This window comes from Bacillus sp. 7_6_55CFAA_CT2, assembly GCF_000238655.1.
Classification (GTDB): domain Bacteria; phylum Bacillota; class Bacilli; order Bacillales; family Bacillaceae_G; genus Bacillus_A; species Bacillus_A cereus.
In genome coordinates this window covers 416,954-432,361 of the sequence record NZ_JH414711.1, presented here as the reverse complement: position 1 = coordinate 432,361, position 15,408 = coordinate 416,954, and the positions used below count along the sequence as shown (strand labels likewise).

Sequence of the window (15,408 nt, the reverse complement as noted above, 5' to 3'; positions counted from 1 at the left end):
TTACAATTTTGTGAATTTAATCTATTAATCGTAACGTCAGGATTTTATTATATTTATATTATTTTTAAATATAATTTAACCTTTAAAAACACTATTTCTATCCATTTTATTTTTTTCAATATAACTTTTATCCTCACATACAAAAAGCATTGGCATATGCCAATGCTTTTTCATTATCTCTTTTGATTCGGTTTATGCGGTTCATTTGGAGTATATGGCTTATTTGGTTTATTTGGAGCCTCAGCCTTTTTCCAACTTACCGCTAACTCTGGACTTGTTTTTTCTTCACTACGCTCAAGTAATACTACTGCATTTTGAATAGTCGGTGTACCTTTATGCGCAATCCCTTGTAATTTCGTTAAATTTCCTGATACTTTAAAGCTAAATCCACCAGCTGGTGTTTGTTTCGGAATTAAAATGCGGAACTTTTCTCCTACATTAAATTCTGTTTTTGTTTCGCCTTTTTCATTTGCAAATTTCACGCCCGCTGGCGCACCTGTTGCTTGCACTTTATACGTTCCGCTTTTTGCATTTGTTTCTACTGTATATAAACCTGTTTCAAAGAAATCATTTTTTAATACTGCTTCTTGTTCTTCTGTAGGAGTTACACTCATCGTAATTTCTTGTAACTCTTCACTAGCGCTTGCTTTTGCAACGATGTCTTTCGTTACTTTCTCTACATTTTTATTTCGGAAATCTAAATCATTAATATCGATTTGTTTTAACGCATTCCACACTGCAAGCTGCGTTGCGTAATGTGCTTCTCTCCAATCAGAAACACCTAATTCTTGTGGACTCTTTTGTGGATATCCATTCAATAGTACACGGTATACGTTAATATCCACTTTCCCCATTTCCGGTAAATCTTGACCGCTTGGAGATTTCAAATCTACATTTAAGCAAAAAGCAATTTTGCCATCTGCGGTTTTAATAAGCTCTGTTCGAATTGGTTTCTTCTTTGACTTACTATAACTCCAATTCATTTCATACTTTGTATGGTCCATAACTTCTGCAAATGCTTTTTGAAGCGGGAATAACACAAATAAAACACTTAAAAACATAGCTAAAATCTTGAACGATTGCTTTATATTCATGTTTACAGCCCCTTATCACAAACTTAATACTAAGTAGTATTTATTTAGAAACTATTTTTATGCACAAAAAAAGAGTGCTTTTACGCACTCTTCTTTCTTACTTTAATCTTAGAAATCGAAGTTATCAGGATCTGGACCAACGCGGTGATTTTGATTTAACGCATCGATTTTTTCCATATCTTCTTTCGTTAATTCGAAATTAAATATATCGGCATTTGCAATAATGCGGTGTTCTTTCGTTGATTTTGGAATAGTGATTACTCCATTTTGCAGATCCCAACGTAAAATAACTTGCGCTGTTGTTTTATCGTGTTTCTCAGCAATTTCTTGTAATGTTTCATTATCTAATAATTGACCTTGCATAAGTGGTGACCATGCTTCCATTTGAATACCTTGTTCTTTACAGAAAGCTTGTAATTCTTTTTGTGTTAAACGAGGGTGGTATTCTACTTGGTTAATCATTGGTTTAATTTCTGCATCTTTCATTACATCTTGTAAGTGATGAATTTGGAAATTACTTACCCCAATTGCACGTACGCGTTTTTCTTTATAAAGTGTTTCTAACGCTCTCCACGTATCTTTGTATTTCCCTTCTACAGGCCAATGAACAAGGTATAAATCTAAATAATCCAGCTCTAATTTTTTTAAGCTTTCTTCATATGCAGCAAGTGTCGTTTCATATCCTTGATCCGAATTCCACACTTTTGAAGTAATGAATAAATCTTCACGAGAAATGCCTGCTTCTTTTATACCTGCGCGAATTCCTTCACCTACAGCTTTTTCATTTCCGTAAATTGCAGCTGTATCAATGCTGCGGTATCCTGCTTTAATTGCCGATTTCACTGCTTCTACAAGTTCTGGTCCATCCTCTACTTTAAATACACCTAAACCGAACCAAGGCATTTCTACACCATTATTTAATACTGTTTTACTTTGTAAGTTTTTCATTTTATTTTCTCTCCTTTTATTTTACTTGATCTCTTTTTTCTAATGTCATACTCCACGCAGTTAAAACAACAGCACCTACTACCATAATTCCACCTACCCAAGCCGTATGAATTAATCCTAACGAGTTCGTTACAATACCGCCCAAGTAAGCACCAAGAGCAATTCCTGCGTTAAATGCTGCAATGTTAATCGCCGATGCTACATCAACAGCGCTAGGTACAAACCTCTCAGCTAATATAACAACATACACTTGTAGCCCTGGAACATTCATAAATGCGAATAGTCCCATGAAAATAATTGTGATGAATCCAGCGACTTTAAATGGCGCTGTAAATGTTAAAACAAATAATCCAATCGCTTGAATAAAGAACATGTAAAATAACGCTCGAATCGGATTATGATTTGATAATTTTCCCCCGACCATATTCCCAATCGCAATTGCAATTCCGTATACTAACAAAATAATTGTAACGGTACTTGCTTTAAATCCTGTTACTTCTTGTAATAACGGAGATAAATACGTAAATGTTACGAACGTTCCCCCGTATCCTAATGCAGTAATAATAAATACAAGTAACAGTCTTCCATTCGTAATCAGCTTAAATTGATCGCGAAATGATACAGACGTACCTTTTTTTAAATTAGAAGGAATTAGCATACTATTGGCGATTAAAGCAACGATTCCAATGGCCACAATAACAATAAACGAGGCCCTCCAGCCAAATTGTTGACCGATAAATGTTCCAATTGGTACACCTGTAATAGTCGCAACAGTTAAACCAGTAAACATAAATGCTATTGCACTTGCACGTTTATTCTCAGGTACAAGCGCAGCCGCAATTGTAGATCCAATTGACATAAAAATACCATGCGCAAATGCAGATACAACCCTCGCAATAAGTAACACAGTAAAACTTGTTGCTACCGCCGCAATTCCATTACCAATAATGAAAATAATCATAATCCACATTAATAACGTCTTTCGCGACATACTAGCTGTTAATGACGTTAATACTGGAGCACCAAACGCTACTCCTAATGCATATAAAGAAACAGTTAACCCCGCTGTTGTAACAGAAACATGTAAATCCTCTGAGATAGATGGTAATAAGCCGACACTAATAAATTCAGTTGTACCAATTCCAAACGCACTAATTGCTAGTGCTAATAAAGCAAACATACTTCTCCGATTCGTCTGCATAACCGAAGAAGATACTGTATATGAATTCAATTGAACTCCTCCTTAATGCGAGAAATCCAATCATAATAGTATGATAAAAAGGCCTTTTTATCTTCTACAAAAATAACTTTACTGTTGATATACGCTATTATGAATGGCTTTACTCTTTTTTTGAAGAACGCACTTAAAAGTACGATAGGTACCTAAAAGTAACATAGGCACTTTTTAGTACCGTACTACTCATTTCCCTCTTACGTATGCTATTATGGAACATATTCAACATGATAAAAAGTACGTACTTTAAAGTGCTATAGGCACTTTTTAGTAACATTTAATTATTTAGCTTCTTTTGTTGGAGAACTTAAATCTACATTCATCAAAGGAGATTTTTATATGAAGAAATATAATATTCCCGTTGAAGCGACTTTAGAGGTTATCGGTGGAAAATGGAAGGTTGTTATCCTTTGTCATCTAACGAAAGGCACAAAAAGAACGAGTGAACTAAAACGTTTAATGCCTGGGATTACACAAAAAATGTTAACTCAGCAATTACGTGAATTAGAAGACGATGGGGTTATTCAAAGAAAGGTATACAATCAAGTACCACCAAAAGTAGAATATTCACTTACAGAATACGGTTGGTCTTTAGAGTCCATTCTTGATTCTCTTTGTACTTGGGGCGAATGCCATCTTGAAAAAAGCGGTAACACATCGATGCTAATTGTAGAAGGTGAATAATAGGAAAAAGGAAAAAACGAACATGAATTTGTTCATTTTTTCCTTTTTTTCTTTATATGTATATACATTTCTAACTGGAACAAAATATTTTATACGCTTTCATACCTTGTCAGCACTACGTTATACACTTAATATCAAATAATTAGGAATCATTTTTATGTTAACATAGGTGTATATAGTATATAATATAGGATATATATTATATACACTTTCCGGTAACGGAGCTTTTCCATTATGCGGACAAGCCATGTATCGGACAGTTCATAAATAATAAGTAAGACGTTATGGTTTTAGATTTATGTTTGCAGCTTACTTGCTTTCATAAATTTAAAGGCATTTTATTGTGTTTTGTGAAACTTTGTATAAAGTTTCGTAAACGTTTACTATCTTACTTATAAAAAATAAGAGTATTGCTATCGTAAAGGAGAATTGGAGATGCCAGAAACTATGACTCAAACAAAGCCAGAACAAGAAACTGTACAAATTTCTGCTAGCCAAGGACAACTTGATGTACTTGATCAGTTGTTAAAACCTGAGGTACAAGAATCATTAACAACACTAGTAGAACAGCTTCCAAAATTAACTGAGCTTGTTAACATTTTAACTAAGTCTTATGACTTCGCTCAAACTGTTGCTACTGATGAAGTATTAAAAAGCGACACTGTTGGTGCAATTACAGAGCTTGTAGAACCTGTAAAAGATACAGTGAAAAGCATGGCTGCAACTGCAATCGAAGCGAAAGATCGTGCTGAAGAAAGCAACGAAGTTATCGGCCTATTCGGTCTGTTAAAATTACTAAAAGATCCACAAGCACAAAAAATGTTCCGCTTTGTGAACGCATATCTTCAAATTAGTGCAGAACGTAACAATAAATAATTTAACTTATAACAACAATTAGTAAAGACGGGGGATATCATACTATGTCAAAACAAATTGTCATCTTAGGCGCTGGTTATGGCGGTCTTCTTGCCGCTTTAAACGTACGTAAATATTACAGCAAATCAGAAGCACAAGTTACAGTGATTAACCAATACCCAACACACCAAATCATCACTGAACTACACCGCCTTGCAGCTGGTAACGTGTCTGAGCAAGCAGTTGCAATGCCACTTACAAAGCTTTTCAAAGGGAAAGACATCGATCTTAAAATCGCAACAGTTGAGTCATTCTCAGTTGATAGCAAAGAAATCAAACTAGCTGATGGCACTACTTTATCTTACGATGCACTTGTAGTTGCTTTAGGAAGTAAAACTGCTTACTTCGGTATTCCAGGACTAGAAGAAAACAGCATGGTATTAAAATCTGCTGCTGATGCAAACAAAATCTACAAACACGTTGAAGACCGCATTCGTGAATACGCGAAAACGAAAAACGAAGCTGATGCTACAATCGTAATCGGTGGTGGCGGATTAACTGGCGTTGAGCTAGTTGGTGAGCTTGCTGACATTATGCCTAAACTTGCAAAAAGCCACGGCGTAAATCCAAAAGAAGTGAAACTTCTTCTTGTTGAAGCAGGTCCAAAAATCCTTCCAGTATTACCAGACCACTTAATCGAACGTGCAACTACTAGCCTAGAAGCACGCGGTGTTACATTCTTAACTGGTCTTCCTGTAACAAACGTTGCTGGCAATGAAATCGACTTAAAAGACGGTCAAAAACTTGTTGCTAACACATTCGTTTGGACAGGCGGCGTACAAGGTAACCCATTAATCGGTGAATCAGGTCTTGAAGTTAACCGTGGACGTGCAACAGTTGATGCATACCTACAATCTACTTCTCACAAAGACGTATTCGTTGCTGGAGACAGCGCAGTTGTCTTCGCTCCAGACGGACGTCCATACCCACCAACTGCACAAATCGCTTGGCAAATGGGTGAGTTAATTGGATACAACTTATACGCAGCACTAGAAGGCAAAGCATTCGAAGAGTTCGCACCTGTAAACTCTGGAACACTTGCTAGTCTAGGACGTAAAGATGCGGTTGCTACAATTGGAGCAAGCAATACTCCACTTAAAGGCTTACCAGCATCATTAATGAAAGAAGCAAGTAACGTTCGTTACTTATCACACATTAAAGGTCTATTCAGCTTAGCTTACTAATCTGAATATAAGCCCGAATCATGCCCAGCATGGTTCGGGCTATTTTTATCCGTAATTTTCTCTAACTTATTTATTCGGCAGAAGAATAATATAACCCTTTTAATTATCTAAATTTACTGATTATTTTATGTCCAAATTGTGTATACGAAAAGATGGAAGTATTCTTCCTACTCCCATCCTTTCACACAAACTATTCGCCTAACTTCACAAGGCTGTAGTTCTTCTTCCCTTTACGAATAATAATAAATCTTCCATCAAATGAATTTTCTACAGTAACATCCGTACCCACATCTGTTACTTTCTCACCATTCATAGAAATCGCACCATTATTAATGTCCTCGCGTGCTTGTCGTCTAGATGGTTCAATCCCTAAATCGACTAGCCACTCTACGATGTTTTTCGTCTCTTTTGAAGACTGGAATGTTGGCATTTCTTTAAAGCCTTGTTCAATTTCATCAGCTGTTAACGATTTAATATCTCCGCTAAATAACGCTGCTGTAATTTTCTCAGCTTGCAGGAACGCCTCTTCTCCATGAACAAATTTCGTCATTTCTTCCGCTAACACTTTTTGCGCTTCACGTTTATGAGGTTCCGCTTCTACCTTCGTTGCTAATTCATTAATACGCTCTTTCGTTAAGAACGTAAAGTATTTCAAGTATTTAATTACGTCACGGTCATCTGTATTTACCCAGAACTGGTAAAATTCAAACGGTGTCGTTTTTTCAGGATCAAGCCAAACCGCACCACCCGCTGATTTACCAAACTTCGTACCGTCCGATTTTAATAATAACGGAATCGTTAATCCGAATACTTTCGCCTCATGACCTTCTAACTTACGAATTAAATCTAAACCACTCGTAATATTTCCCCATTGGTCACTACCACCAATTTGCAGCTGAACATCCTCTTTCGTGTATAAATGGTGGAAATCCATCGCTTGCAAAATTTGGTACGTGAATTCTGTGAAAGAAATACCTGTATCTAAACGGCTTGCTACAATATCCTTCGCTAACATGCTATTGATGCTAAAGTTTTTCCCGTAATCACGTAAAAACTCAATAATATTTATTTCATGTGTCCAATCATAGTTATTTACCATCTTCACTTCGCTATTTCCACCAAAATCAAATAGCTTTTTCATTTGTGCTGTTAACGCATCTACATTATGCTGAACCACTTCTAACGTTTGAAGCTGACGCTCTGATTGTCGTCCACTCGGATCACCAATTGTTCCTGTTGCCCCGCCAATTAAAATAACAGGATGATGGCCAGCTAATTGGAATCTCTTCATCATCATAAACGGAATCAAATGTCCGATATGCATACTATCACCAGTTGGATCAACTCCGCAATATAGTGAAATCTTTTTCTCTTCTACTAGCTTACGTAAGCCTTCTTCGTCAGTCTGCTGATTAACGGCGCCGCGCCATTCTAATTCATCAATAATATTCATCTTTTGTCATCCCCTTTATTTTTAAAAAACAAAAAAGCCCCTATGTCTACGATAGACATAGGGACGATTATTCACCGTGTTACCACCCAGTTTGCATAAATAGCATAGCTACTCATACCACTCTTAGCAATAATATCGATTGCTAGTCCGCTTAGCATTACCTAAGATACTCCAGAGTGTAATTCGCAAGTTTGTTTGTGCTAGGTTCCAGCAACCCCTAGCTCTCTCGTTAACAGTGACAAACTGCTACTGGGCTCTTTCAACGTATGTTATTTGTTAAATTATTAGCCATTATATTGAATTGAAAACAAATTGTCAACAATACCCAAATGTTATTTTAAAATAATTCATATCTTCATACGTATTTCGTTATTCTTTATCCTCTCCAATAATCCTTACTTCTCGCTCCAACTTCACGCCAAATTTCTCTTCAACTGTCTTTTGTACAAAGTGAATTAAATCGATGTAATCTTGTGCTGTTCCGTTATCAACATTCACCATAAATCCAGCGTGTTTTAAAGAAACTTCTACTCCACCAATTCGCTTACCTTGTAGTCCTGAGTCTTGAATTAACTTACCAGCAAAGTTATTTGGTGGACGCTTAAATACGCTACCACATGAAGGATATTCTAGAGGCTGTTTTGACTCACGTTTAAACGTTAAATCATCCATTTTGGCTTTAATTTCTTCATGTACACCTTCTTCAAGTTCAAATCTCGCTTCAAGAATAATGTAATGGTTGTTCGCAAATACACTCTTACGATATCCAAATTCAAATGCTTCTTTCGTCAAAGTACGTAGCTCTCCATCACCTGTCATTACGACAGCTTCTGTTAATACAAACGAAATTTCACCGCCGTATGCACCAGCATTCATATATAATGCTCCGCCAACTGAACCTGGAATACCACAAGCAAACTCAAGACCCGTTAAGTTATGGTCTAAGGCAATACGTGATACGTCAATAATTGCTGCACCACACTGTGCTACAATCGTCGTTCCTATTACAGTAACACCTGTAATATGAATTAAACTTACTGTAATCCCGCGAATTCCACCATCTTTAATAATGACATTCGATCCATTTCCTAAAAACGTAACTGGAATATTATATTCGTTCGCATATTTAATAACTTCTTGAATTTCATCATAATTTGTAGGCGCAACAAAAACATCTGCTTTTCCGCCAACTTTAATATGCGTATGATTCTTTAACATTTCATCTTGTTTAACATGTCCTTCAGGCAATACCGTACTTAAATATTTATAAACCTCTTGCATATTCATTTTACGATTCCTCTATTTCTATATTCATTTTATCCCGTTATACGGGCCCATAATATCCCCACGTACATGAAAGAACCTAAAGTGGTGGATACAGTGTACCCAAAATCAATTCGAGACACCTATAAACCTCTTAATTTATAAGAGGTGCCAATCATATTAAAATATATATTGCATAATAAAGCAACCCAAATGGACTACTAAACTTGACATGTCATCAGAAAGACAACAATTTGTAAAATATGTGACTTTTTCAAAACACTATCCCTCAGTATCTTACTATACCATATAAAAAGAAAGTGGTATTTTTTTGTACTTTTTACTTTATTTACATCAATAAAAAAGAGCACATCCCACAGAATGTGCTCTTTCTATACTCTTTATATTACTTTTCGTTCTCTTCTTTTTCTTTATCAAACCATAACAGCTCATCGTTATCAACTTCACCATTATAATTGATTAAAATTTCTTCTCCTGCTTTTATATCTTTATAAGCATAGAAGTTAAATGTATGATTCTCAAAAACGATGTCATACGTTGCATTCGGTGTATATGAATGATTAAATAACATACCATATCCTAAAAGGATTGCCGTATGATTGATTCCATACTCAAATGCGTAATCAGCAAGTAACGTTTTCTCAATATGTTCATGCTGTTCATTCGGATAAGAGATAACTGGTGCTGCGTGTATCAACTCACCCTTTTTAATATCACGAGTTGCAAATACACCTCTATTAAATTCTCCATCACTAAGTTCAGAAGTCTTAACTTCGATCATATGCGTCACCTATATAATTCTTTCTTTGAAGTATTTTATTCCGCTATTTGCGGATAGCTTGATTGGTGAGGGCTAATAATCAGTATGTACTAGTCTCACTTTATCTCCTTAAGCTTGGCAGAAAACGCGCAGAAAAGCAATTAAATTCCTATCAAGTATTCGTTTCAATGAAAAAAGAGCACATCACTCGTGCTCTTTCTAAGCAATATTACTTTTCTAAAATATCTTCTAACAACTTCACTTGCTCGCTAACAGTTTGTAACGTCTTCACTGACGTATCATTTCGATGTTTTTCTTCTTCCACACTCGCTAGCACTTCTTCTGTAGCTGTAGAAGTTTGCTGAATTACGTTAGAAGCATGCGTAACATCCTTTACGATATTCGTCGTTTTAACTTGGAAACTTTCTTGTTGAACAACAACCTCTCGCATTACTTCATTAATCGCATCAATAAACTTCCCTAAATCAGTTACATTTGTTAAAACGCTTGCTAACATCTCGTTACATTCTTCTTGTACTCTTTCTGACTTCTCTACTTGCACTTCTACCTTACTTGCTTGATTACTAAACTCCTTCAAAATCCCTTGAATTCTTCCCGCAGAACGATTTGATTCTTCAGCAAGCTTTAACACTTCACTCGCTACAATAGCAAAACCTTTTCCATGCTCGCCTGCCCTCGCAGCTTCAATATTTGCATTTAAAGCTAGCAAACTCGTCTGACTTGAAATATTCGTTATTACATCTACAATTTCATTAATTTGTTTCGATTGCATCATTAAATCTCTAAATATAATTCCAGACTGTGAAACAACATCATTTAAACTTCTCATGTTAGTTTCAAAATTTCTTAGAGTATGTACACTACCTTTTGAAATTTCTAAGCTTTCATCCACATGAGCCGATGCAGTTCTTACTTGAGAGATGATTTTTTCAATATTTCCCTCCATATCATTCAATACTTCTACCGAACGATACATCATCTCTGATTGTGATTGTGTACCAACTGCCACCTCTTCAAAGGCAAAATTAATTTCACTCATCGATTCCATCGACGTGTTCATATTTTGTCTTAAATGATTGAAATTACTATCTAGTTTCACAACTGTTTCTTCAATAAGTCTTTGCGTCTCTTCTAACTCCTGAGCTTTTCTCATTACTTCTTGCTTCTCATCACTTAAACGAAGGAGCAGATTAGAACCGATTTTCGTGACGCCCCACATAGCGATTGTTACAATCGCTAACAAACTTGCGAAATTAGCAGCTTCAGACGAGGCTGTATAAGCAAAAAATTGCTCCGGCCAATAGCTACAAAGGATAAATGTGATCACAACAGCTATCCCGCCAAGAATTAAAATGAGGCGCTCACTTAAGTAAATAAGTGAAACAGCTAATGTAAAATAGACCATTTGAAATACAGCCGGGCTTTCATTAAAAGCTTGTACCATAATGTAAGACATTGTAAGCAACATAAATGTCATGATATATTTATACACTGATTCCATACTTTTTATAAAAGTAAAAAGCGTTCCAAATGCAACGACAGAAATACCACAAATCCAAAATGCTATTGCTCTCTCTGTAAAAATATATCCATAATACCCAATCGCGATTATCCCAAGGAAGAAACTACAAATCGTTATAAACAGTAATAAATGATTTTTCTGTGATTCTTTCTCAAGGTTAGAAAAACAAGTCCTCTTTAACCACTCCATATGAAGCCCCACCTTCTACTTATACATATCAATTACTTCAGTTTAAATACCGCACTTACTGGGTTATGATCGCTATTTTCAAACTTTAAATCTTTCCCTTGTACATTTACAATCTCTACATTCGGTGAAACGATAAAGCCATCAATAATAGTGACGAAATTTTCACCTTCTACATATTTCTTTACATCATCTCTTACAGTCATAACAGACGGATCTACAGCCCACTTAAAGCCACCGTCTGTAAAGTCCTTCGGTAACTCTACTAACCACTCAGGACGCTCTTTCACGAACTTCGGATCACTTAATTGAGCGTTCGAAACCAATTGATTCCAATCTCCACCCATTATTACGTAATCACCATTTTCATAATGCTTGTTCATATATTCTTTTAAATACTCTACTTGCTGTTTTCTAATTTTCCCGCCTTCATCATAAGCAGACAAATGTAAATTTACGAGTCTAACATGTTTTCCATTATTAACAGGAATTTTATATTCCACAATTGCTCGATCTAAATCAAACAAACGCTTTGGCCAAGGCTCCATTCCAGGCAGCTGGAACCTCTTCGCTTCTTGAACAGTGTATTTAGAAAACGTACTTAATCCAGCCTCCGCATATCCCATTGGATTTGTTATTGGCACTGGAACCCATTTCGTATCGTAGTTCTTGCCAAATGACGAAACATAATCAGGTAATCCTTTTTTCAAAAATTCATGTCCATTTACATCAAATGAACGAAGTGACTTTATATCAACTTCTTGTAATAGCGCAAAATCACTATTCTCATTTTGTAAAAACGAAAGCATATTCTTTAAATTAGTTTCCGTTTGCTCTTTACTACTTGAACCAGATCCCTTTCCACCATCCATAAAGAAATCTTGATCCTTATCTAACCCAGCATATCCAATATTAAATGTTGTAACTTTAAACTCATTTCCAGTCGCTAATACGCGCTCCTTATTATTCTCTACCTTCAAGCTTATAACATCAGCAGGCTGTTCTTTAGTAAGTGTCATATAAGCTAGAAATCCTCCTACAATGCCCGCTACTACTAAAACACATGTAAATACGATTTTTAAAAATTTCTTCAAATAAATGACTCCTTTTCACGCAAATTTATTTTTCTTTATTTTCAGTCAAATAAAACAAAACGACACACATAAGAAACATTTTATCATAATTAAAACCGTATATCACTATATTTAGTTGATAAGTAATCGATCCCATTTTAATTACTTAAAAAGCCTTCAGACATCAAAAAAAGAAAAGTTACACCCTCCTCCTCACTGGAAATTAAACGGTATATTTAGTACACTATATGTAATAATCATAGGCGATGGAGTTCGCCATAAACGCTGCTTAGCTAATGACTCCTACCAGTATGGATACTGGTAGGAGTCTATTTTTTTGAGCAAGCTATTTAAAGAGGTGAGAAAATTGATTTATATTATCGTCGGCATTGCTGGTATATTAGGAGCTCTTTCTCGTTATTATTTAGGTCTTAATATCAACACATTTTGGCATCATTCATTTCCATTGGCAACATTACTCATTAACTTAATCGGTTGCTTTTTCTTAGCGTGGCTAACTACTTATATCGCTCGGCTAAACATCTTACCTTCAGAGGTTATCACAGGCATCGGAACTGGATTCATCGGTTCCTTTACGACTTTTTCAACATTTAGTGTAGAAACTGTGCAATTGATCAATCATTCTGAGTGGAGCATAGCCTTCTTATATGTATCATGTAGCATACTTGGTGGCCTCATTATGTCTGGCCTTGGCTATACACTTGGAGATTTCTTAATTAAGAAATCTCTTACGGAAGGTGATTACTCATGATAGAAGCTTTATTAGTCGCAACAGGAGGATTTTTCGGTGCGATTACACGATTTGCAATTAGCAATTGGTTTAAGAAAAGAAATAAAACACAATTTCCAATTGCTACATTCCTTATTAATATAACAGGGGCATTTTTACTTGGATATATAATCGGCAACGGAGTTACTACAGGCTGGCAACTATTATTAGGTACTGGATTTATGGGCGCATTCACTACATTTTCTACGCTTAAATTAGAATCTGTTCAGCTTCTCAATCGTAAAAAGCTATACATCTTCCTTTTATATTTAAGTGCTACTTACATAATTGGTATCCTCTTCGCCTTCCTTGGAATGAAGCTAGGCGGAATATAAAAAAAGCGACTCTATTGAGTCGCTTTCTTTCATAAGAAATATGTCCCGCCATATGGAATGGAAAATAAACCAGCTGGATGTACATCGTAATGTACAATTTGCATCGGAAGTTGTGAATAGGGCATATACTGACTTTGCATCATTTGTGCAAAATATGCTTGTTGCTGCATTTGAATAGTTTGATTCACAGCATGAATTGTCCCTTGTGCCCCAGCCAGCGTAATAGCTGCCCCTACTTGTCTACCATTATAAAAATAATGATTCATCATGATTCATCTCACTTATTCTTTTTCTTCCATATGGTATGTTTCTATTTCATAGTGAGTGTTTTGTCCCTATCTATTGCCCTTTTTCAGCTTTGAAGTAATAAATCCAAATAGCAATATACCAATACCACTAAGGAACAATATATAACTTATCGGTACTAGGAAAAAGAAAGGTTCTTCAAGAAATCCATCCGCTCCTACTTTACTGTTTGAAGCATGTATCGTTAAAGAAATAATCGCTAAAATCATGAAAGAAATAGCTACTACGTATTTATTTTTCATTTCACATTCTCCTCTACTTATGTAATTCTTCTTAAATCGTTAACATCATATTATCTAAAATAACATTAATAGTCAATAATTATTTATTGTTTAACAATAAATAATTATTGACTAGACTAATAAAAAAAGGTTTGCGAAGCATCTTAAATTCCTTCACAAACCTTCTAAATTATAAATATTTACACTTCAAACCTCTTGCTTAATACAATATACATTGCGCAAAATAGCACGAATATCCCAGCATAAATTAACAAAATCTCTACACTAAACATATCCGACAACGGACCAAATATTATCATTCCTAAAGGAAGCGCGCATGAATTCGCAATTTGTACAAGGCTGAACATCCGTCCGTGCATCGATGGTTCTACTTTCTCCTGCAATAACACAGTAACTGGTGTATTGAAGCACGGCATTGTTATACCAGTTAAAAAATTAAATACTAAATACATAATAAATATCGGTGCTATTCCGAGTCCAATCATAAGCAGTCCATATAATGCACAAGCTAGCGCTGTTGTATGCATACGATTACGAAAACCACCCCACGCTGCAATCAATACGCCACCAGCTGCCGCACCCGCACTAAAGGTCATCTCACTAGCAGTAAGTCTCCACATTTCGGCCCCGAAAGAACGAGTTACCATTAAAGGTGTTAAAAAAGCAGCTGGACTTATTAAAATCATGACGATAATCAATAAAACGATTAGCCTTTTAATAAATACATTTTCTTTTAAATAAGTGAACCCTTCTTTAATTCCTTGTAGATTAGATTTTTGCTTACTTTCTACATTCACATGTCCTTCCACATGAATGACAAACATAATACTAATTCCAATCATAGCTGTAATAACATCAATAAAAAATGTTGTTTCAATGCTGGCAATAGAAAGAATCGCAGCACTTGCTGCTGGAGAAAGAAACATAATTAAAGATGTAATACTGCTATTTATTCCATTTACTTTCATAAGATACTCTTTCGGAACGATTTGCGGAATTAATGCATTCACAGCTGGCGTTTGTACTCCTGTTCCAGCTGAACGAATGAGTAACACAATAAAAAGTAACCAAATACTTTTATATCCTGTTAAAAATAAAATTGCTAAGACTAACGTCGCAATCGCTATAATTCCATCCGATAACATAATCATCTTTTTACGGTCATAACGATCAATCCAAACACCTGCAAACAAAGATATCGCAATTTGTGGTAGAAAACCGCAAACAGTTGAAATAGTCAACATCACTCCTGATGATGTTGTAAGGGTGATATACCATATAATCGCGTATTGCACGAGAGAGGAACCGAACAACGAAATAGTTTGAGCGGTCAAAAATAATATAATTTTCGTTTTCCAATTGTTTTCACTCATATGT

16 protein-coding genes, 1 riboswitch and 1 other annotated feature are annotated in these 15,408 nt (G+C 35.5%); of the genes, 5 read left to right on the top strand and 11 right to left on the bottom strand.

All coding sequences use genetic code 11. The annotated features are described in order from the left end of the window. Positions 1-173: 173 nt before the first annotated feature. The 3 genes from HMPREF1014_RS22740 to HMPREF1014_RS22730 form a co-directional block, all read right to left on the bottom strand. Positions 174-1,094: a thioester domain-containing protein gene (locus tag HMPREF1014_RS22740; RefSeq protein WP_001022514.1), complete on the bottom strand. Its 921-nt coding sequence runs from the start codon at positions 1,092-1,094 to the stop codon at positions 174-176. Positions 1,095-1,202: 108 nt separating this feature from the next. Then, entirely contained in the window at positions 1,203-2,042 is an 840-nt protein-coding gene (gene pgoN / locus HMPREF1014_RS22735; RefSeq protein WP_000793549.1) for a glyoxal/methylglyoxal reductase, read from the bottom strand. Between the two features lie 16 nt (positions 2,043-2,058). Beyond that, entirely contained in the window at positions 2,059-3,243 is a 1,185-nt protein-coding gene (locus tag HMPREF1014_RS22730) for an MFS transporter (RefSeq protein ID WP_179943795.1), read from the bottom strand. Between the two features lie 372 nt (positions 3,244-3,615). Here HMPREF1014_RS22730 and HMPREF1014_RS22725 point away from each other — a divergent pair, with 372 nt between their 5' ends. From HMPREF1014_RS22725 to HMPREF1014_RS22715, 3 genes are all read left to right on the top strand, one after another. Next, entirely contained in the window at positions 3,616-3,960 is a 345-nt protein-coding gene (locus HMPREF1014_RS22725) for a winged helix-turn-helix transcriptional regulator (RefSeq protein WP_000760475.1), read from the top strand. Between the two features lie 435 nt (positions 3,961-4,395). Beyond that, on the top strand, positions 4,396-4,836 hold the full coding sequence (locus tag HMPREF1014_RS22720) for a DUF1641 domain-containing protein (RefSeq protein ID WP_001115311.1): 441 nt from the start codon (positions 4,396-4,398) through the stop codon (positions 4,834-4,836). 44 nt (positions 4,837-4,880) lie between these two features. Next, positions 4,881-6,059 carry an NAD(P)/FAD-dependent oxidoreductase gene (locus HMPREF1014_RS22715; protein WP_000043201.1) on the top strand — a complete coding sequence of 393 codons (1,179 nt, stop codon included), beginning with the start codon at positions 4,881-4,883 and terminating at the stop codon, positions 6,057-6,059. 190 nt (positions 6,060-6,249) lie between these two features. Here the strand turns inward: HMPREF1014_RS22715 and tyrS are convergent, their stop codons facing one another. The 5 genes from tyrS to HMPREF1014_RS22690 all read right to left on the bottom strand — a co-directional run bounded on the left by tyrS (position 6,250) and on the right by HMPREF1014_RS22690 (position 12,379). Beyond that, entirely contained in the window at positions 6,250-7,512 is a 1,263-nt protein-coding gene (gene tyrS / locus HMPREF1014_RS22710) for a tyrosine--tRNA ligase (RefSeq protein WP_001021101.1), read from the bottom strand. 56 nt (positions 7,513-7,568) lie between these two features. Then, positions 7,569-7,784, bottom strand: a binding site (T-box leader). A 97-nt stretch (positions 7,785-7,881) separates the two neighbouring features. After that, a complete protein-coding gene (murB, locus tag HMPREF1014_RS22705) occupies positions 7,882-8,799 on the bottom strand; it encodes a UDP-N-acetylmuramate dehydrogenase (protein ID WP_001057101.1) in 918 nt (305 codons plus the stop codon). A 382-nt stretch (positions 8,800-9,181) separates the two neighbouring features. Beyond that, complete coding sequence (locus HMPREF1014_RS22700) at positions 9,182-9,577, bottom strand: SET domain-containing protein (RefSeq protein WP_000573649.1); 396 nt, start codon at positions 9,575-9,577, stop codon at positions 9,182-9,184. Between the two features lie 208 nt (positions 9,578-9,785). After that, a complete protein-coding gene (locus HMPREF1014_RS22695) occupies positions 9,786-11,288 on the bottom strand; it encodes a DUF4077 domain-containing protein (RefSeq protein WP_000455086.1) in 1,503 nt (500 codons plus the stop codon). Positions 11,289-11,320: 32 nt separating this feature from the next. Beyond that, entirely contained in the window at positions 11,321-12,379 is a 1,059-nt protein-coding gene (locus tag HMPREF1014_RS22690; protein WP_000714052.1) for an endonuclease/exonuclease/phosphatase family protein, read from the bottom strand. Positions 12,380-12,611: 232 nt separating this feature from the next. After that, positions 12,612-12,671: riboswitch (Fluoride riboswitch) on the top strand. Positions 12,672-12,725: 54 nt separating this feature from the next. On the opposite strand from HMPREF1014_RS22690, the gene crcB (HMPREF1014_RS22685) reads away from it, so the two are divergent. Beyond that, positions 12,726-13,130 carry a fluoride efflux transporter CrcB gene (gene crcB / locus HMPREF1014_RS22685; protein WP_000639312.1) on the top strand — a complete coding sequence of 135 codons (405 nt, stop codon included), beginning with the start codon at positions 12,726-12,728 and terminating at the stop codon, positions 13,128-13,130. After that, positions 13,127-13,483, top strand: coding sequence for a fluoride efflux transporter CrcB (gene crcB / locus HMPREF1014_RS22680; protein ID WP_000568585.1), 357 nt, complete (start codon positions 13,127-13,129; stop codon positions 13,481-13,483). The genes crcB (HMPREF1014_RS22685) and crcB (HMPREF1014_RS22680) overlap by 4 nt, the downstream gene beginning before the upstream one ends. Positions 13,484-13,512: 29 nt before the next feature. Here the strand turns inward: crcB (HMPREF1014_RS22680) and HMPREF1014_RS22675 are convergent, their stop codons facing one another. The 3 genes from HMPREF1014_RS22675 to HMPREF1014_RS22665 form a co-directional block, all read right to left on the bottom strand. After that, entirely contained in the window at positions 13,513-13,752 is a 240-nt protein-coding gene (locus HMPREF1014_RS22675; protein WP_000980957.1) for a DUF3947 family protein, read from the bottom strand. A gap of 66 nt (positions 13,753-13,818) precedes the next feature. Continuing rightward, complete coding sequence (locus tag HMPREF1014_RS22670; RefSeq protein ID WP_000792610.1) at positions 13,819-14,031, bottom strand: DUF3955 domain-containing protein; 213 nt, start codon at positions 14,029-14,031, stop codon at positions 13,819-13,821. A gap of 179 nt (positions 14,032-14,210) precedes the next feature. Then, a complete protein-coding gene (locus HMPREF1014_RS22665; protein ID WP_001293751.1) occupies positions 14,211-15,404 on the bottom strand; it encodes an MFS transporter in 1,194 nt (397 codons plus the stop codon). Between the last annotated feature and the right edge of the window lie 4 nt (positions 15,405-15,408).